Origin of the sequence: Luteibacter sp. 3190, assembly GCF_031456385.1 — a bacterium.
In the GTDB taxonomy this organism is placed as follows: domain Bacteria; phylum Pseudomonadota; class Gammaproteobacteria; order Xanthomonadales; family Rhodanobacteraceae; genus Luteibacter.
This window is the reverse complement of the sequence record NZ_JAVDUO010000001.1, coordinates 1689700-1707194: the sequence shown is the minus strand read 5'-3', so window position 1 is coordinate 1707194 and position 17495 is coordinate 1689700. Positions and strand designations below refer to the sequence as shown.

Here is a 17495-nt window from a genome sequence, read left to right as displayed (position 1 = left end):
GCACGTGGGGCGCCCCTCTGTCCTTTTGCCTGAGAGTTTGGAGGCGGGAAGCCTCTTGCACCTTCGGCGCCGGATCGAACCGGTCTCTCCAGAGTGATGACCGCGCGGTGGTATGGGGGCCTGAGCGATTACGGGCGTTGCGCCTTCGGCAGCGGGTCCGTCCGCTTCTCCCACCGAGCTTTACCTCGCCGATTATACAGGCAGGCCGCCAGCCGTGTTCGCCGGACGCCGGAACGCGGCGTCCGGTCCCGAGCCGGGTAGGGCGGTGACGTGGTGCCGTGTCGGGATCCGGGCCAGCGTCGCATGCCGGTCGCCTCGTGTTCGGGTCGGGCTGCTTCCATCTCCAGCGATCGGGCTGCGAACGGCGGTGAACATGGTGCGCCGGTTCTCAACGCTCTCCGTGATCTGATGAGAGTGTTCTCACGCGGCGATGAAATCGCGGGAATAACGTCGTCTCCGGACTACACAAGGAGGTCCCCCATGAAACTCCCCCCGTGCATCCCCGCCCTGTCCGTCGCCATCGCCGCCTCGCTGTCCGCGACGGCTTCCGCCCACACCGATCCTGCCGCGCCCACCCTGATCACCTTCGGTGACGAGAGCGCGGCCACGTCCGCCAGCCGCCTGACGCCCGAACGCATCGACGCCCTCGCGTCGGCCCCGGCGGGCACCGTGCTATCCGAGCTGGACACCGCCACGTTGCCCCTCTCCGCCGCCGAGTCGACGACGCTCCGGCAGCTGTTCTCGAAGGGCGTTCCGGTCCTGCTCCAGATGGATCAGGCCGGCCCCGCCGACCTCGCGCGGGTGACCGAGATCTTCGGTATCGCGCCGACAGGCGGCGATGTCGTCCTGCGCCGTCGCGATGACGGCGGAATCCGCGTCTACGCGCCGACGGCTGGGGCCGACGACGCCGACCTGCTCCTGGCCATGGCCACCGATCGCGATGCCTCTTCGCATGCGACACCGGCGCCGGCGATCCAGGGCAGGGACGTGGCGCGCTTCTCCGCTCGGCTGGAGAGCGCGACCGCAGGCGACACCCCGCTGCTGCCCGCGCGGCATTTCGACGTGAACTTCGTGGACGCCGCCGGCGAGGTCTCGGGTGTCACCGGGATCGACGTGCTGCGTAGTCGCACGGCGGCCGCGGACATCAAGTTCGTCACGATCACCTCCAAGGCGACGGTGACCACCGCGAAGAACGCGATCAGCGACGGAAAGCTGACCGGACAGAACCTCTGGGCGACATGGCTTCCCACGCGTTATCGGGTAGCTCACTCGATCGACGCGGATGGTGCCACGCCGGTGTACGTGGACCACTTTCCCCTCACCGACGGCAGGACGGAGTTCACGCAGACGGATACGAAGATGCGCGGATTCACGGTCGGCGGCTCCACGGGATCCGAGGTCAGTCATTCGGGCAAGCCGGACGAACTGCTCGCGGCGAAATTGCCGTTCAACCTGTCGTTCGGTTATGAGCACAAGTGGCAGTCCAGTGTCACCACCACCTTCAAGGACTATTCGCTGCTCGCCGCGCCCGAGGCCAACCGGTCGGTCCGCTGGACCGCGCTGCTGGCGCCCAAACTGATCAACGTGCTGGTGAAACGCGTGCGCGCGAACGAGCCGCAGCTCACCGAGGAGTGGATGACGCCGATGATGCGTTCGGCGACACTGGAAACGCTGTCGCAGTGGAAATTGCCGGGTGGCTTCGAGGGCATGGCGACCGTCACGGTGGCCGCCGGCTACACGCTCGATCGCAACGAGTGGCGCTGGAAACGGGTCGATCTGGTGCACACGTTCGCGCAGGACGAGCGCGACGTTCCGACATCGTTCGCGATCGACATGTCCGATCCCTACCTATCGGCGGAGACCACCGTGCTGATCCGTTCCGCGGTCGGTTCGGGGCCGTGCCTAACCGGGGGCGACGTGGTCGGGCTCGCCCCGTGCAACGCCACGGACAGGCGGCAGATGTGGGGTCTCGACGCGGCGAAGCGATACGTGAACCGGGCCACGGGGCGCTGCCTCGCGACACAGCCCGCCAGCGGCAACGTCGTCACCGAGGCATGTGAGAACGTCACGTTCGAGAAGCAGTGGCAATGGCGGGCCGATCGCCTGCACTCGCTCGTCGACCACGGGCGTTACCGCCTGTACGTCGAGAACGGGCAGGTGCGCTTCCAGGCGCCGCCGGGACGGTTCCAGGACTACCCGGTGAACCCCTTCGCGACGCCACTCGAACCGTGGACCAACTACCCGAACGCCCCGCGCCCGGGCGTGGACCTGCAGCCGGCACCGGCCGGCTCGCGGCCCATTCCCATCGACGACGCGTGGGCATCGTTCGCACCGGTCAGCGACGACCAGCGCTGGTACGTCGAAGTGCTCCGGCAGGGGCTCTGAGGCGACGACGTGGCGATGGGTGCCATCGCCACGTCGATTCCGCTCAGTGCGTACTGCGCATCACCACGGAGCCGGGCCTTCGCGACCCGTGAACGACGCGGTGGGCGCCGGGTTCGCGGTCGATGCGAGCCGGACGATCTCTTCGGCGCCTTCCTCCAGCGTCTGCGAGCCGCTGTTGCCGTTGAGGTCGGTGGCCGTGTAGCCCGGGCAGGCGACATGGACGGTGATGCCGTCGTTCCTGACCTCGTCGGCGAGGATCACGCTGAACATGTTCAGCGCGGCCTTCGACGCGTTGTAACCGAGCAGCTTCACCGCGGCGAATTCCCAGGCCGGGTCGGCGTTGTAGGTGATCGAGCCGAGGCGGCTGGAGACGTTGATCACGCGGCCGGCGGCCGACTTCTTCACCAGCGGCAGCAGCGCCTGCGTCGCCGCGACGGTACCGAAGTAGTTGGTATCGAAGACGCGCTTCACGGCGTCCAGGTTCGCGGACGCCACGTTGCCGTCGCCTTCGAGCGCCACGCCGGCGTTGTTGATGAGGACGTCGATCCGCCCCTCGTTGGCCTCGATGTCGGCGGCCGCCCGGGTCAGCGAGGCCTCGTCGCCGAGGTCCAGGGGAACGAAGCGGACGTCGATCCCCTCGCCACGCAGCGTGGCTTCGGCGGCCTGGCCGCGGCCGGCGTCGCGGGCGCCGAGGAGGATGCGATGGCCGGCCTTGCCGAGCTGGCGGGCCACTTCCAGACCGATGCCCTTGTTGGCACCGGTGACGAGGGTGACGCGGTCTTGGTGATTCATGGCGGTTCCTTGTTGAATACGGGCGGGGTATCCCCATCCCTCGACTTAGGTATCGCCGCCTGCCTTTCCCATTCGCATATGCCCGCCGCCCCCGAGCACGCCCTGAAACCCCGTAAACGACCGCGCCAGGCCCGTTCGGCCGCCACGGTGGAGGCCATTTTCGAGGCGACGATTCAGGTTTTGCTCTCCGATGGACTCGCGGGTCTGACGACGACGCGGGTGGCCGGCCGGGCAGGGGTATCGGTAGGCACGATGTACCAGTACTTTCCGCACAAGGACGCCCTGCTGTACGCGGTGCTCGAGGATTACCTCGACGATGTCGTCGGCGCGCTCGAGACCGCCTCGGATCGTTACCGGGGGTTGCCCCTCGCCGAGATGTCCGACGGTCTGGTTCACGCGTATCTCGACGCCAAGATGCGCCACCTGCCGGGTGCGCAGGTCCTTTATGTGGTCGCCACCGAACTGGAGACGACCGACCTGATGGGTGACATCTGCGCCCGATGCGAGGCGCCCATCGCACGCATGCTCGCCACCGCCAGCGACGTCCGCTTCGACGACCTTGCGCGTGTCACCGACGCGTTTCGCGCGATGCTCGGCGGCGTCGTGCGCGCGATACTCGAAAACGACGTATCGCCGCGCGCGCTCGCGATGCTTCGAACGGAACTCCCGGTCATGTGTCGTGCGTACCTGCAGGCATCGGCCCGTCCGGTCGAGCCGTGACGCGGGATGGCGTACCGTCGTGTGGCGGGAATATCCTCAACATGATCGTAAGGGGTGGGCGATGGCATTTCGGGTGCTGATCATCGGAGGCACGGGGCAGGTCGGTGCCGCCGTCGTGCGTTCACTGCTCGCCGAGCCGACGTGCGCGGAAGTCGTGCAGATCAACCGCCGCGATGTCGGCCCTTCCACCGACGCCCGCCTTCGCCACGTCACGCTCGACACGTCGTCCGTTTCCTTCGCCGACGCCGTGGCGCGTCTGGCGCGCGACATGCAGGCATCGGGCGAGCCGGTCGTCGGCGCCTCGTGCGTCGGCGTCGGCGCCGGCAGCCTGAAGTGGTCGGAAGACGCATTGATCGCCCTGGAAGTCGGTATCGTCGGCGCTTTCGCTCGCGGCTGCCGCGCTGGCGGCGTCGATCGTTTCGCGCTCCTGTCGGCCGTCGGCAGTACGTCGCGAAGCAGGTTCCGCTACGTCAGGGTCATGGGTCTGAAGGAAGAGGCGGTAACAGCGGTCGGTTTCCCGCGCCTCGCGATATTTCGCCCGGGCATCATCGCCGGCAACGTTCACACGCCCGGTTACGTCGCGTGGCTGGGCCGCCTCGTGCCGGGCAAGTTCGGCGTCGTCGATCAGGACGACATCGCACGCGCGTTCGTCGCCGTGTCGAGGCAGGACGACGGGGAGAGGGGAGTCGTCGTTCTGGAGAATGGCCGGATGAAGGAACTCGCCCGGTCGTTCTGACCGGCACGAATCACGAACGATCCCGCGCGGGCGCCTCCACCGCGCCCGCCGCTTCCGCGAGGCGCCGTTGCGCCGCGTCGCCCTTGCGTTCGCTGTAGCGGCTCACCAGGTAGTCGCTCCTGCCGCGCACCAGCAGCGTGAACTTCACGAGCTCTTCCATGACGTCGACCACGCGATCGTAATAAGCGGACGGCTTCATCCGTCCGTCCTCGTCGAACTCCTGCCAGGCCTTCGCGACCGACGACTGATTGGGGATCGTGACCATCCGCATCCAGCGGCCAAGCACGCGCAGCGCGTTGACCACGTTGAACGACTGCGAGCCGCCCGATACCTGCATCACCGCGAGCGTGCGCCCCTGCGTCGGCCGCACGCTACCGTCGTCGAGCGGCAGCCAGTCGATCTGGTTCTTGAACACGCCGGTGATCGTGCCGTGCCGCTCCGGGCTTATCCATACCTGTCCCTCGGACCACAGCGAGAGCTCCCTGAGGCGCTGGACCTCCGGATGGCTCGCCGGGACGCTGTCGAGCATCGGAAGATCGTGCGGGTCGAACACCCGGGTCTCGGCACCGAGGTGCCGCAGAACGCGTTCCGCCTCGAGGGCGAGCTTCCGCGAATACGACACCGGGCGCAGGGAGCCGTAAAGAATCAGGATCCGCGGCGGATGGCCGCCGTCGTCCGGCGTCCGCAGTCGCGCAGCGTCGGGCAGGGGAAGGTGGTCGATTTCCAGGTGCGGTACGGTGGTTGTCATCGGCATGCCCGGCATCAGTCTCGATTATTCTAGTTTTATCGAAATGACGAGGCAATCGACGCAGGCTCGCCACGTGGCGTACCGCCCGGTGCCGCGCTAGCATCGCCTGATCACTGCTTCGGAGGGCGTGCGGTCATGAATGCGACGGGCAAGGCATGGTTCGGCAGGAAACGCGTGGGCTGGGGCATCGGGCCCCGAAGCTGGGAAGGGTGGCTGGCGATCGCCGCGTACGTCGCGCTGATGATCGCGTCGTCGGCGCTCTCCGCCGGTGGCGCGCATCGCGTCATGGACGCCTCGATCAAGCTCGCGCTGACCGCGGCGCTCATCGTGCTGATGGTGGTGAAATCGCGGCGCTGAAAGCGCGACGCGCGAATACGAAACCCTGAAAACAACAAAGCCCCGCATCGCTGCGGGGCTTCGTCTATAATTGGTGCCCAAGAGAGGACTCGAACCTCCACGGTTTTACCCGCTAGTACCTGAAACTAGTGCGTCTACCAATTCCGCCACCTGGGCAGGTGTCCCGAAGCGATGTTGCCGCCCCGTGAGCCGCGTAGATTAGGTAGGTCGGGGAAACTTGTCAACGATTTTGCACTCAGGATGTGAAACTATTTCGCGTCCCCCTTCAAAGGTCCTTACGTGACGAAGAAAAAGAAAGGTGCGGAAGCCGGTCACGGCCCCCGCAAAGCCAAGGCCAGCCGACCCGGCAAGGCGCTGGCGAAGTACCGCGACCGCATGCCGGCCCCCGCGGTCGTCGATCCCCACGCCGATCGCGAAGCGCAGCGCTACGAAAAGCCCATTCCCAGCCGCGAGGCGATCCTGGCCCTGCTCGAGGAGCGCGGCGAGCTGCTGATGGCCGAGGACATCGCGCGCGCGCTGCGCCTGTTCACCGATTACGAGATCAATGCGCTGGACCGGCGCCTCGGCGCGATGGTCCGCGACGGGCAGCTGCTCCGGAACCGCCGCGGCGGCTACGCGCCGGCGCAGAAGCTCAGCCTCATTCCCGGCCGCGTCATCGCCAACGCCGAGGGTTACGGCTTCCTGCGGCCCGACGAGGGCGGCGAAGACCTCTACCTGTCGCCGTCGCAGATGCGCAGCGTGCTGCACGGCGACCGCGTGCTCGCCAGCGTCGTCGGCATCGACCGTCGCGGACGCCGGCAGGGCGCGATCGTCGAGGTGCTGGAACGCCGCTCGCCGCGCCTGGTCGGGCGCGTGGTGGTGGAGAACGGCGTGACGCTCGTCGAACCCGACGACCGCCGCCTGCACCAGAACATCATGATTCCCGCCGGTCGCGACGCGGGTGCCCGCTCGGGCGAGATCGTCGTGGCCGAGATCACCGATCCGCCGACGCCGCACCGTGGTCCCCTGGGCACCATTCGCGCGGTGCTGGGCGAGCGCCTGCAGCCGTCGCTGGTGGTGGAGATGGCGATCGCCAGCCACGACCTGCCGCACGAATGGCCGGCGCAGGTCGTCCGCCAGGCGGAGGAGGTCGAGCCGAAGGTCACCGCGGAAGAGCGCAAGGGCAAGGTCGACCTGCGCAAGCTGCCGCTGGTCACGATCGACGGCGAGGATGCGCGCGACTTCGACGACGCGGTCTATGCCGAGTCCCTGAAGGGCGGTGGATTCCGTCTCATCGTGGCGATCGCGGACGTGTCGCACTACGTGCCGGTGGGCACGCCGCTCGACGTCGAAGCGTACGACCGCAGCACGTCGACGTATTTCCCCGGCTTCGTCGTGCCGATGCTGCCCGAGACGCTGTCCAACGGCATCTGCTCGCTCAATCCGAAGGTCGAACGCCTCTGCATGGTGTGCGACATGGAGGTCGACGAGGATGGCGAGGTCGTGCGGTCGAAGTTCTACGAGGCGGTGATGTACTCGCATGCGCGCCTCACGTACAACAAGGTCTGGCAGGCCGTCGGCGAGCGCGACGCCGACGTGCGCGACGAGATCGCGGACGTGCTGCCGCAGGTCGAGACGCTCTACAAGCTGTACAAGTCGATGGCGAAGGCGCGCAAGCGCCGCGGTGCGATCGATTTCGAGACGCCGGAGGTGAAGTTCCGCCTCGCGCCGTCGGGCGACGTCGTGTCGATGGGCGCCACCGATCGCAACGACGCGCACAAGCTCATCGAGGAATGCATGATCGCCGCGAACGTGCAGGCGGCGAAGTTCCTCTCGAAGCGCAAGATTCCCGCGTTGTATCGTGTGCACGCGCCACCGCCGGCCGAGAAGTACGAAGACCTCCTGCAGTTCCTGCGCGAGTTCAAGCTCAAGATGCCGCCGGCGGACGAAGTGACCCCGGCCGATTTCTCGGCGCTGCTGAAGAAAGTGCAGGACCGTCCCGAGGCCGAGCTGATCCAGTCGGTGCTCCTGCGCGCGCAGAGCATGGCCGTGTACCACCCCGAGAACCAGGGCCACTTCGGCCTCGCGCTCGACGCGTACGCGCACTTCACCTCGCCGATCCGCCGCTATCCCGACCTGCTCGTGCACCGCGCCATCCGCTACGCGCTGACCAAGGGCAAGCCGGCCGACTACACGTACAGCGAAGCGCAGATGGCCTCCATGGCCGTGCATTGCTCGCAGCGCGAGCGTCGTGCGGAAGAGGCCGAACGCGACGTGGACGAGCGCTTCAAGTGCGCCTGGATGGAGAAGCACGTCGGCGAGGAATTCGCCGGCACGATCACGGGCGTCACGTCGTTCGGCCTGTTCGTCGAGCTCGCGGCGTCGCGCGTTTCGGGGCTGGTGCACGTGTCGCAGCTGCCGAACGATTACTACAAGTTCGATCCGGTGCGTCACCTGCTGTCGGGTGAGCGCACGGGGGCGCGCTACCGTCTCGGTGATTACGTCAGCGTGCAGGTGCTGCGCGCGAGCCTGGAGGATCGCAAGATCGACTTCCGTCTGGTCGCGCGCCTCGACGCGCTGCCGAAGCCGCCTCCGCCGGTGCTCGCGCCGCCGCCGGCACCGGCACCGCGTTCGGGCATGGCGGCCGCCGGCAAGGCCATCGGCCGCGCCGCGAAGAAAGCCGTCGGCAAGTTGTTCGGCACGAAGACGAAGCCGGCCGCGGCCGCCCCCAAGAAGACCGCCGCGAAGGCGGCGACGAAGAAGGCCGCTCCGGAGCCCAGGGCACCGGCGAAGCGTGCCACCGCGAAGACGGCGGCGAAGACCGCACCGCGTAAACCCAGGAGCAAGCCGCAGGTATGAGCGAGACGTGGATCGTAGGCATCAATCCGGTCGAAGGCGCCCTCGCCAACGACCCGGATCGTGTCCGTGAAGTATTGATCGAGCAGAATTCGAAGAACGCGCGCGTCAACGAGATCGCCGCGCAGGCCCGCAAGCTGGGCCTGCCCGTGAAACCGGTGGGCAAGGAGCAGCTCGAGAAGCTCGGTGGCGAGGCCCGCCACCAGGGTGTGATCGCGCGTTACGAAACGCCGCCGCTGCGTGGCGAGAACGACCTGCCCGCGCTGCTCGAGAAGGCCGGCGCCGATGCGCTGGTGCTGGTCCTCGACGGCGTGACCGATCCGCACAATCTTGGCGCGTGCCTGCGCAGCGCGGCGGCGGCGAACGTCACGGCGGTCGTGGTGCCGAAGGATCGAGCCGTGGGCATCACGCCGACGGTGCGGCGCGCCTCCGCCGGCGGCGCGGATCTCGTGCCGGTGATCGCGGCGACCAACCTCGCGCGCGCCATGCGGCTGCTGAAGGACGCCGGCGTGTGGATCACGGGGCTGGACGGCGACACCGACCAGTCGATCTACGACATCGACCTGAAGGGGCCGGTCGCGCTGGTGATGGGTAGCGAGGGCGACGGCATGCGTCGTCTCACCCGCGAGACCTGCGACTTCGTGGCGAAGATTCCGATGCCCGGGGGCATGGAAAGCCTCAACGTGTCCGTGGCCACCGGCATCGTCCTGTTCGAGGCGCTGCGTCAGCGAGGAGTCAAGCGATGAACCTGTTCTGGCACGACTGGGCCGGCCTGATCGGCGTGGCGCTGGTGCTCCTGGCGTTCTTCCTGCTCCAGGCGCACAAGCTCTCGGGGCAGGGGTATCCCTATCAGTGGATGAATCTGGTGGGCGCCTTCGGCATCCTGCTGTCGCTGATCTTCGGCATGTTCAACCTGTCGGCGTTCCTGCAGGAGCTGGCGTGGTTCCTGATCAGCGTCTACGGGATCGTGCGGGGCGTGCGGGCGAGGAAAGCCGCTACCGTCGTGCCCTGACGCCGTCGCGGCTCGTATCGCCGATACGATCGGCTCCCACCCTTCGCTAGGCGGGCGGCCGATCGCATCGACGACACGGGTTACGGCGCGGTCAGGCTGACGCCGTAAAATGCATGATGGCATCGCGCGATGCCGCCTGGCGGGACGACCCGCCGGCGCCTGTCGATTTCGGGGACGACCCCGCGCAACGCGGAGTCAAGCCATGTACTGGATCGTCCTCGTCGTCGCCGGCCTGTTCGAGATCGGCTGGGCCATCGGCCTCAAATACACCGAAGGGTTCACCCGCCTCGTACCCAGCGTGCTGACCGGCGCGGCGATGGTCGTCAGCATCGTGTTGCTCGCGCTCGCGGCGAAGAAACTGCCGCTCGGCACCGCCTACGCCGTGTGGACCGGCATCGGCGCCGTGGGTGCCGTGACGCTCGGGATCGTGCTGTTTGGCGAATCCGCGCAGCCGTTGCGGCTGCTGTGCGTCGGCTTGATCGTGGCGGGTATCGTCGGGCTGAAGCTGACGGCCTGAGCACGATCGGTCGCGTGCCGTCGCCGGTAGGAGCGCGCCCTGCGCGCGACATCTTTTGAGGCCAGGCGCGCAGGCCCCCGACGCTTTCGCGAAACGATGTCGCGCGCAGGGCGCGCTCCTACGACGATTCGGCGCTTATTTCTCGAAATCCGGATTCGCGGTCGTGTCGCGCTTCGTGCGCGGCGCGACCAGCGGTTCGCCGTGCACCACGAACCAGACGTTCTCCGCGATGTTGGTCGCGTGGTCGCCGATGCGTTCGATGTTCTTCGCCATGAACAGCAGGTGCGTGCACGGCGTGATGTTGCGCGGGTCTTCCATCATGTAGGTGAGGAGGGCGCGGAACACCACGGTGTACGCCTCGTCGAGCTCGGCATCGGACTTCCACACTTCGTACGCCGCCTCGGCGTCCTGCTCGTCGTACGCCTTGAGCACGTTGCGCAGCTGGTCGGCGGCGAGTTCGGCGAGGTTCGCGAGGCCGCCGGCCGCGGTGATCGGGGCGACGCGGCTGAGCGGGATCGAGCGCTTGGCCACGTTCGCAGCGTAATCGCCGATGCGTTCGATGTCGGCGGCGATGCGCAGCGCGGCGAACACGTTGCGCAGGTCGCCGGCGATCGGGGCGCGCAGCGCGAGCAGGCGCACCACGTCCTGGCTGACTTCCTGCTCGAGCGAGTCGATGGCGTCGTCGTTGTCGACCACGCGCTGCGCCGCGCGCTCGTCGCGGCGCTCGACGACGTCGATGGCGGCTTCGAGCTGCGCGATGGCGAGCTCGCCCATCCGGACGATCTCGCGGGTCAGGCGCTTCAGTTCGTCGTCGTAGCTCTTGATGATGTGCTGGTGCGTGGTGTTCATCGCTTGCCTCGGAGTCGGGGGCTCAGCCGAAACGGCCGGTGATGTAGTCTTCGGTCTGCTTCTTGTCCGGCTTGGTGAAGATCTTTTCCGTCCGGTCGAATTCGATCAGCTCGCCCATGTACATGAACGCGGTCATGTCGGAGACGCGCGCGGCCTGCTGCATGTTATGCGTCACGATGACGATCGTGAAATCCTTCTTCAGCTCTTCCACCAGCTGCTCGATGCGGCTGGTCGCGATCGGGTCGAGCGCCGAGGTCGGCTCGTCGAGCAGGAGCACTTCCGGCTTCAGCGCGATGCCGCGCGCGATGCACAGACGCTGCTGCTGGCCGCCGGACAGACCGAGCGCGCTGTTCTTGAGCTTGTCCTTCACCTCGTCCCACAGCGCGGCGCCGCGCAGCGCCTGTTCGACGCGGCTTTCCATCTCCGAGCGCGACAGCTTCTCGTGGTGGCGGATGCCGTAGGCGACGTTCTCGAAGATGGTCATCGGGAACGGCACGGGCTTCTGGAACACCATGCCCACCTTGCTGCGCAGGCGGTTGAGCGAGTACTTCGGGTCGAGGATGTTCTCGCCGTCGAGGATGATCTCGCCGCTGGCGCGCAGGCCCGGATAGATCGCGTAGATGCGGTTGAAGATGCGCAGCAGGGTGGACTTGCCGCAGCCGGACGGGCCGATGATGGCCGTCACCTTCTTCTCCGGCACGTCCATCGAGATGTGCTTGAGCGCGTGGAAATCGTTGTAGTGGAAGTTCACGTCGCGCGCGACCATCTTCGGCGCCGCCTGGTCGAGGTCCGCGGTCGCGGCATGGGGCGACGTGCCGAAGCCCGGCTGGGAAGCGACTTCGTTCATGTTAGTCATGGGACACCTTGGAGCGCGAGAAGGCGAAGCGGGCGATCAGGCTGAGCGCCAGCACGAACATGGTGAGGACGAAGGCGCCGGCCCAGGCGAGCACGTTGATGTCGGGGCTCGGGTCCTTCGTGTATTCGTAGATGACCTGCGGCAGGCTCGGCATCTTGTCGATCGGGTTGAACGTCATGAAGTTGTTGCCGAACGCGGTGAAGAGCAGCGGTGCCGTCTCGCCGCTGATGCGGGCCAGCGCCAGCAGCACGCCGGTGACGATGCCGGAGCGCGCCGCGCGGACCAGGATCTGCATCGTGAGCTTCCACTGCGGTACGCCGAGCGAAAGGGCGGCCTCGCGCAGGGTACCCGGCACCAGGCGGAGCATCTCGTCGGTCGTGCGCACGATGACGGGCAGGGCGATCAGGGCCAGCGCGATGCCGCCGGCGATGCCGGAGAACGTCACGTCGCCGTTGGTCAGCCACTTCGACGGCAGCACGACCACGGTGTACACGAACAGACCCAGCACGATCGACGGTGCGGACAGGAGGATGTCGTTGAGGAAGCGGATGGTGGGTCCGAGCTTCGAGCGCATCGAGTACTCGGCCAGCCACGTGCCGGCGGCCACGCCGATCGGCGTGGCGATCAGGATGCCGAGGATGTTGAGGATCAGGCTGCCGACCATGGCGTTGGCCAGACCGCCTTCCTCGCGGTACGCGGTGATCTTGGTGAACAGCTGCGGCTTCAGGCCGGCGATGCCCTGGCTGAGGGTCTCCCAGAGGATCCAGGCCAGGAAGAGCAGGCCGATCGCGGTGGCCGCCATGCTCAGCGCCATCGCGATGACGTTCTTGATCCGGCGCGTGGTGTAGAGGGCCGTGGACATTACTTGCCCTCCTTCGTGGCCAGGCGGCGCAGCATAAGGCGCGCGATGAGCAGCACGATGAAGGTCACCACGAAGAGCAGGAAGGCCAGCGCCATCAGCGCCGAGCGCTGCAGGCCCTGCGCCTCGCCGAACTGGTTGGCGATGGTCGAGGCGATCGAGCTGCCCGTCTCCAGCAGCGACCAGGAGAACTTGAAGGTATTGCCGAGCACGAAGGCCACCGCCATCGTCTCGCCGAGCGCGCGGCCGAGGCCGAGGAAGATGCCGCCGATGACCGCCGTGCGCGTATAGGGCACCACGATGTCCCAGACCACTTCCCACGTGCTGGAGCCCAGGGCGTATGCCGATTCCTTGAGGCGCGTCGGCACCGTCTGGAACACCTCGCGCATCACCGAGGAGATGAAGGGAATGATCATCACCGCCAGCACGAGGCCGGCCGTGAAGACGCCCGCGCCGAAGAACGGATATTCGCTGGCGAAGAACTTCGCGACCCACGGCACGTGCTGCACGATCCACGAGACCTGGCCGTCGGGCGGATCGGCGCTGAAGTTGTTCATCAGCCACGGCTTGACGTGCTCGGCGACGAACGGCGCGAAGATGAAGAGGCCCCACATGCCGTAGATGATCGACGGGATGCCCGCGAGCAGTTCGATGGCGGAGCTGACCGGACCGCGCAGCCACTGCGGGGCGATCTCGGTGAGGAAGAGGGCGATGCCGAAGCTCACCGGCACGGCGAAGAGCAGGGCGATGAACGCGGTGCCCACGGTGCCCATGATCGGCACGAGCGCGCCGTACTGGTCGTTGCTCGGGTCCCAGGCGGCACTGGTGAGGAAGCCGAAGCCGAAGGTATGGAAGGCGTCCATGCCGAGCCACAGCGTGGACCCGGCGGCGCCGACGAGCGCCAGCAGGACGAGCAGGGCACAACCCTTGAGGACCCACCCGAAGAGGCGGTCGTCGCGCGAGTCCTTCGCGTTGCGGGCCGCTTCGGAAGCGCGTTCGGCGCTGGGAACGGCGGTGCTGACGGTGGCGTGCATGCGAATGCGATTCCTGGCTCTTGCAAGCTTGAAGGTCGCCGCCCCGCGAGGAGGCGGCGACCCCGGTAGGTCGTAACCCTGACCGGCCGATGTGTCAGCCGGATGGCAGGGACCGGCCGATTACTTGAAGTCCGAAGCCCAGTAGGCCTGGATCTTCTGCGACAGCGTGGCCGGCAGCGCGACGTAGTCGAGCGAAGCGGCGTCGGCCTGGCCCTTCTCGAGCGACCACTTGAAGAAGTCGAACGCCACCTTGGTGTGCGACGCGTTCTTCGACTTCTTGTACATGATGATCCAGGTCGTCGCGGTGATCGGCCATGCCTGGTCGCCCGAGGCGTTGGTCATGATCACGTTGAAGTCCTTGGCCGAGGCCCAGTCGGCCGTGGCGGCGGCGGCGCCGAACGACTCGGCGTTCGGCTGCACCCACTTGCCGGCGGCGTTCTGCATCTGCGCGAAGGCGATGTTGTTCTTCTTCGCGTAGGCGTATTCGACGTAACCGATCGAGCCCGGGATCTGGCGCACGTACTGCGCGACGCCTTCGTTACCCTTGCCGCCCACGCCGGCCGGCCACTCGACGGCCGTGCCGAACTTCACCTTCGAGGCCCACTCCGGGCTCACCTTCGACAGGTAGTTGGTGAAGTTGAACGAGGTGCCCGAACCGTCCGAGCGGTGCACGACCGTCACCTTGACGTCGGGGATCTTCACGCCCGGGTTAAGCGCGGCGATCGCCGGGTCGCTCCAGCGGGCGATCTTGCCGAGGTAGATGTCGGCGAGCACGGCGCCGGTCAGCTTCAGCTGGCCCGCCTGGATGCCCTGGATGTTCACCACCGGCACGATGCCGCCGACGACGCTGGGGAACTGGCCCAGGCCGAACTTGGTGAGGTCTTCGCTGCTCATCGGGGCATCGGAGGCGCCGAAGTCGATGGTGCCTTCCTTGATCTGGGCGATACCGGCGCCCGAGCCCACGGACTGGTAGTTCAGCTTGTTACCCGTAGCCTCGGCGTACTTGGCCGACCATTTCGAGAGGACGGGATAGACGAAGCTCGAACCGGCACCGGTAATGTCGGTGGCCTGAGCGGCGCCCATGCCGAAGATGGAGGCGGCGACCAGCGCGGCAATACGGAGTTTGCGTGTGAACACGGAGTGATCCTCGGTGGAGAAAGTGTCGGGCGAGGCCCGCCCGGGGCCGTATTCCAGCCCTGCCGTGTTGCAATGAGACGTACCGAATGTTTCAGCGGTATGACACCCGCCGCTTTGCTGTCATATTCAGGAACTTACGAAATCCCTCAAGCGCCTTGCGCGACCAGCGGAACGGCTGTTTCGGCGGCGGCGAGCTCCAGCCGCCGCCAGCGGTTGACGATCTCGCAGAAGAGTTCGGCGGTGCGCTCTGCGTCGTAGATCGCCGAGTGGGCCTCGCGGGTGTCGAAGTCGATGCCCGCCGCCAGCACGGCCTTGCTCAGCACCGTCTGCCCATAGGCCAGGCCACCGAGGGTGGCCGTGTCGAAACAGCTGAAAGGATGGAACGGGTTGCGCTTGTGCGCCACGCGGCGCACGGCCGCGTTGAGGAAGGCGAGGTCGAAGGCGGCGTTGTGGCCGACCAGCACCGCGCGCTGGCAGCCGGCGACCCGCACCGCCTCGCGCACCGCGTTGAATACGTGATCCAGCGCCTGGCGCTCGGGCAGGGCGCCGCGGAAGGGGTGGTCCGGATCGATGCCGGTGACCTCGAGCGAGCGCGGGTCGATGTTCGCGCCGGGAAACGGCTCGACGTTCGCCGCCACGACCGGCTGGGGCACCAGCAGCCCGGACGGTTCCATCGCGATGGTGACGACGGCGATCTCCAGCAGGGCGTCGCGCTCGGCGTCGAAGCCGCCGGTTTCCACGTCGACCACCACCGGAAGGAATCCCCTGAACCGCCCGGCCATGGTCGTAGCGGTGCTGTTACTCGTCGTATCCATCCACGAAGGATATCAGTCCGGCGCCCCTACGGGCACGGGCGTTAAGGAAACGTGCTCGTGTCGCCGTTCTGTCACAAAAACGGCATCGAACCGTAAACGCCGCGGCCCATTCTTCGCGCCGTTGGCCCCGTTGAGGTTTTTCGGACAGAAAAAACTCAGACCGGGGGACAGGGGTTCCACACACATTCCATCCTTAAGCGGAGACATCCCATGCGTTCCAAGTTGCTCACGGTGGCCATCGCCGCCGGTCTGGGCCTGACCAGCTTCTCGGCCCTGGCCGCGACGCCGAAGTCGCAGCCGGCCCGGGTCACGGTCGACGCTGCCACCCTCCAGCAGCTGCAGGCGCAGCTGGCCGCCCTCCAGGCCAAGGTTTCCGAACTGGAAGCCAAGCAGGAAGCGCAGGCCGACGCGCAGGTCGAGACCGCCAAGACGATCAACGACGTCCAGGTCGCCGCCGCCAAGCCGACCGACGACCTGACCAAGCGCCTCGACAAACTCGCCAAGGTCGTGGACAACACCCATGTCGGCGGCACGATGTTCTTCGACGTGTCGAACATCGACCACAACGAGAAGGTCGGCAACGCCCGCGGCCGCCAGGTGGACGGCCACGGCGCCGTCAACGGCACCGGTTTCGACGTCAAGCGCTTCTACCTGATCGTCGACCACACCTTCGATGACGTCTGGTCGGCCAACCTGACCACCGACTTCAACTACCAGTCGACGCTGTCGCAGACCAGCCTCTTCGTGAAGAAGGCCTACGTGCAGGGCAAGTTCGATCCGCTCTTCACCGTGCGCTTCGGTTCGGCCGACATGCCCTGGATCCCGTTCGTGGAGAAGGTGTACGGCTATCGCTACGTCGAGAACACCATCACCGACCGTTCGTTCGAAGGCGGTCGTAGCGGCTCGACCGCGACCGCCGGCGGCGTCGGCGCGTTCGGCAACTCGGCCGACTGGGGTGTCCACGCCCTGGGCGCGACGACCGGCGACAACTCGATCAACTACCAGGTCTCGGTCGTCAACGGCCGTGGCTTCCGCAACCTGAGCCGCTCCAAGTCGGTCGATACCGAAGCCCGCTTCGGCTACTCCCCGATCGAGCAGCTGATCCTGGCCGTCGGCGGCTACACCGGCAAGCGCGGCAACGACGTCGAGAACGGCGCGCCGACCCGCACCGCGACGCGTGGCGACGGCCTCGTCGCCTGGCGCGACAAGACCTGGGGCGTGGGCCTGGAATACTTCCACACCGAAAACTGGGACGACATCCTGAAGTACCCGGGCAGCGGCAACGGCGTCGGCACGGCGCAGGGCACGAAGAAGGACAAGGCCGACGGCTACTCGCTGTTCGCCGACTGGAAGTTCTACGACCAGTTCGCCGTGTTCGCCCGCTACGACAAGGTCGACTACAAGTACACGACCCTCACGAACGTCGAGCGCAAGCTGAAGGACAAGTACTACAACGCCGGCGTCTCGTACGACGTGCTGAAGAACCTGAAGCTCGCCCTCGTCTACAAGCACAACAAGCTCGACGGCCCGTTCGCGACGCCGTACCACTACAAGACCGACGAAGTCGGCTTCTGGGGCATGCTGAGCTTCTGAACCGGTATCGGAAAGGAGTTCGACTCAAGGACGAACCGACGGCGGGCGCAAGCCCGCCGTTTTCTTTTGAGCGTTTTCGCAAACCTGGTGCGTTCACTGACCAGATTGCGAAACGTCTCAGTCCGGTGATGGACGTTCGGACGTCCAAACCCTGAACGCAGCGCACCGTAAACGTGTCGCTCGCATGCGAAAAACCGTGGCCATATCACGTTTTTGGCGAACGGTACGCATCGATTCTGAATTTGGTGCG

At 66.7% G+C, this 17495-nt stretch carries 17 protein-coding genes, 1 tRNA gene and 1 riboswitch; of the genes, 9 read left to right on the top strand and 9 right to left on the bottom strand.

Features of this window, described 5'->3' with window-relative positions:
- Nucleotides 1–7: 7 nt before the first annotated feature.
- A riboswitch (glycine riboswitch) is annotated at nt 8–102 on the bottom strand.
- A 378-nt stretch (nt 103–480) separates the two neighbouring features.
- Nucleotides 481–2385, top strand: a complete 1905-nt coding sequence (locus J2X58_RS07730; protein ID WP_310047378.1) for a ricin-type beta-trefoil lectin domain protein — start codon at nt 481–483, stop codon at nt 2383–2385.
- 60 nt (nt 2386–2445) lie between these two features.
- Here the strand turns inward: J2X58_RS07730 and J2X58_RS07725 are convergent, their stop codons facing one another.
- Entirely contained in the window at nt 2446–3177 is a 732-nt protein-coding gene (locus J2X58_RS07725) for an SDR family oxidoreductase (RefSeq protein WP_310047376.1), read from the bottom strand.
- Here J2X58_RS07725 and J2X58_RS07720 point away from each other — a divergent pair.
- Both J2X58_RS07720 and J2X58_RS07715 read left to right on the top strand, forming a co-directional pair.
- The gene (locus J2X58_RS07720) at nt 3088–3897 is read left to right on the top strand and encodes a TetR/AcrR family transcriptional regulator (RefSeq protein WP_310047374.1); all 810 of its coding nucleotides are present in this window, start codon (nt 3088–3090) and stop codon (nt 3895–3897) included. The two genes, J2X58_RS07725 and J2X58_RS07720, sit on opposite strands and share 90 nt — an antisense overlap.
- A 61-nt stretch (nt 3898–3958) precedes the next feature.
- Nucleotides 3959–4633, top strand: coding sequence for an NAD-dependent epimerase/dehydratase family protein (locus J2X58_RS07715; RefSeq protein WP_310047373.1), 675 nt, complete (start codon nt 3959–3961; stop codon nt 4631–4633).
- A gap of 10 nt (nt 4634–4643) precedes the next feature.
- Here the strand turns inward: J2X58_RS07715 and arsH are convergent, their stop codons facing one another.
- Nucleotides 4644–5381 (bottom strand): arsenical resistance protein ArsH, encoded by a 738-nt coding sequence (gene arsH, locus J2X58_RS07710; RefSeq protein WP_310047370.1) that lies wholly within the window; start codon nt 5379–5381, stop codon nt 4644–4646.
- A gap of 135 nt (nt 5382–5516) precedes the next feature.
- On the opposite strand from arsH, the gene J2X58_RS07705 reads away from it, so the two are divergent.
- A complete protein-coding gene (locus J2X58_RS07705) occupies nt 5517–5738 on the top strand; it encodes a hypothetical protein (protein ID WP_310047368.1) in 222 nt (73 codons plus the stop codon).
- Between the two features lie 71 nt (nt 5739–5809).
- Here J2X58_RS07705 and J2X58_RS07700 read toward each other — a convergent pair.
- A tRNA-Leu gene (locus tag J2X58_RS07700) sits at nt 5810–5894 on the bottom strand.
- Between the two features lie 219 nt (nt 5895–6113).
- On the opposite strand from J2X58_RS07700, the gene rnr reads away from it, so the two are divergent.
- The 4 genes from rnr (at nt 6114) to sugE (ending at nt 10102) form a co-directional block, all read left to right on the top strand.
- A complete protein-coding gene (gene rnr / locus J2X58_RS07695) occupies nt 6114–8576 on the top strand; it encodes a ribonuclease R (protein WP_310047906.1) in 2463 nt (820 codons plus the stop codon).
- Nucleotides 8573–9319, top strand: coding sequence for a 23S rRNA (guanosine(2251)-2'-O)-methyltransferase RlmB (rlmB, locus tag J2X58_RS07690; protein WP_090052749.1), 747 nt, complete (start codon nt 8573–8575; stop codon nt 9317–9319). Before rnr ends, rlmB begins: the two co-directional genes overlap by 4 nt.
- Nucleotides 9316–9585, top strand: a complete 270-nt coding sequence (locus J2X58_RS07685) for a hypothetical protein (protein WP_090052751.1) — start codon at nt 9316–9318, stop codon at nt 9583–9585. The genes rlmB and J2X58_RS07685 overlap by 4 nt, the downstream gene beginning before the upstream one ends.
- Nucleotides 9586–9787: 202 nt before the next feature.
- Complete coding sequence (sugE, locus tag J2X58_RS07680; protein WP_090175886.1) at nt 9788–10102, top strand: quaternary ammonium compound efflux SMR transporter SugE; 315 nt, start codon at nt 9788–9790, stop codon at nt 10100–10102.
- A gap of 135 nt (nt 10103–10237) precedes the next feature.
- On the opposite strand, the gene phoU is transcribed toward sugE, so the two are convergent.
- The 6 genes from phoU to rnt all read right to left on the bottom strand — a co-directional run bounded on the left by phoU (nt 10238) and on the right by rnt (nt 15652).
- Entirely contained in the window at nt 10238–10951 is a 714-nt protein-coding gene (gene phoU, locus J2X58_RS07675) for a phosphate signaling complex protein PhoU (RefSeq protein WP_090175885.1), read from the bottom strand.
- 22 nt (nt 10952–10973) lie between these two features.
- Nucleotides 10974–11717, bottom strand: a complete 744-nt coding sequence (pstB, locus tag J2X58_RS07670) for a phosphate ABC transporter ATP-binding protein PstB (RefSeq protein WP_255364499.1) — start codon at nt 11715–11717, stop codon at nt 10974–10976.
- 82 nt (nt 11718–11799) lie between these two features.
- Nucleotides 11800–12669, bottom strand: a complete 870-nt coding sequence (gene pstA / locus J2X58_RS07665) for a phosphate ABC transporter permease PstA (RefSeq protein ID WP_090052758.1) — start codon at nt 12667–12669, stop codon at nt 11800–11802.
- Complete coding sequence (gene pstC / locus J2X58_RS07660) at nt 12669–13700, bottom strand: phosphate ABC transporter permease subunit PstC (RefSeq protein ID WP_090052760.1); 1032 nt, start codon at nt 13698–13700, stop codon at nt 12669–12671. Before pstC ends, pstA begins: the two co-directional genes overlap by 1 nt.
- Nucleotides 13701–13820: 120 nt before the next feature.
- Nucleotides 13821–14837 carry a phosphate ABC transporter substrate-binding protein PstS gene (gene pstS, locus J2X58_RS07655; protein ID WP_090052762.1) on the bottom strand — a complete coding sequence of 339 codons (1017 nt, stop codon included), beginning with the start codon at nt 14835–14837 and terminating at the stop codon, nt 13821–13823.
- A 146-nt stretch (nt 14838–14983) separates the two neighbouring features.
- Entirely contained in the window at nt 14984–15652 is a 669-nt protein-coding gene (gene rnt, locus J2X58_RS07650) for a ribonuclease T (protein WP_090175879.1), read from the bottom strand.
- 210 nt (nt 15653–15862) lie between these two features.
- On the opposite strand from rnt, the gene J2X58_RS07645 reads away from it, so the two are divergent.
- Nucleotides 15863–17245 carry a carbohydrate porin gene (locus J2X58_RS07645; RefSeq protein ID WP_310047366.1) on the top strand — a complete coding sequence of 461 codons (1383 nt, stop codon included), beginning with the start codon at nt 15863–15865 and terminating at the stop codon, nt 17243–17245.
- Nucleotides 17246–17495: the final 250 nt, after the last annotated feature.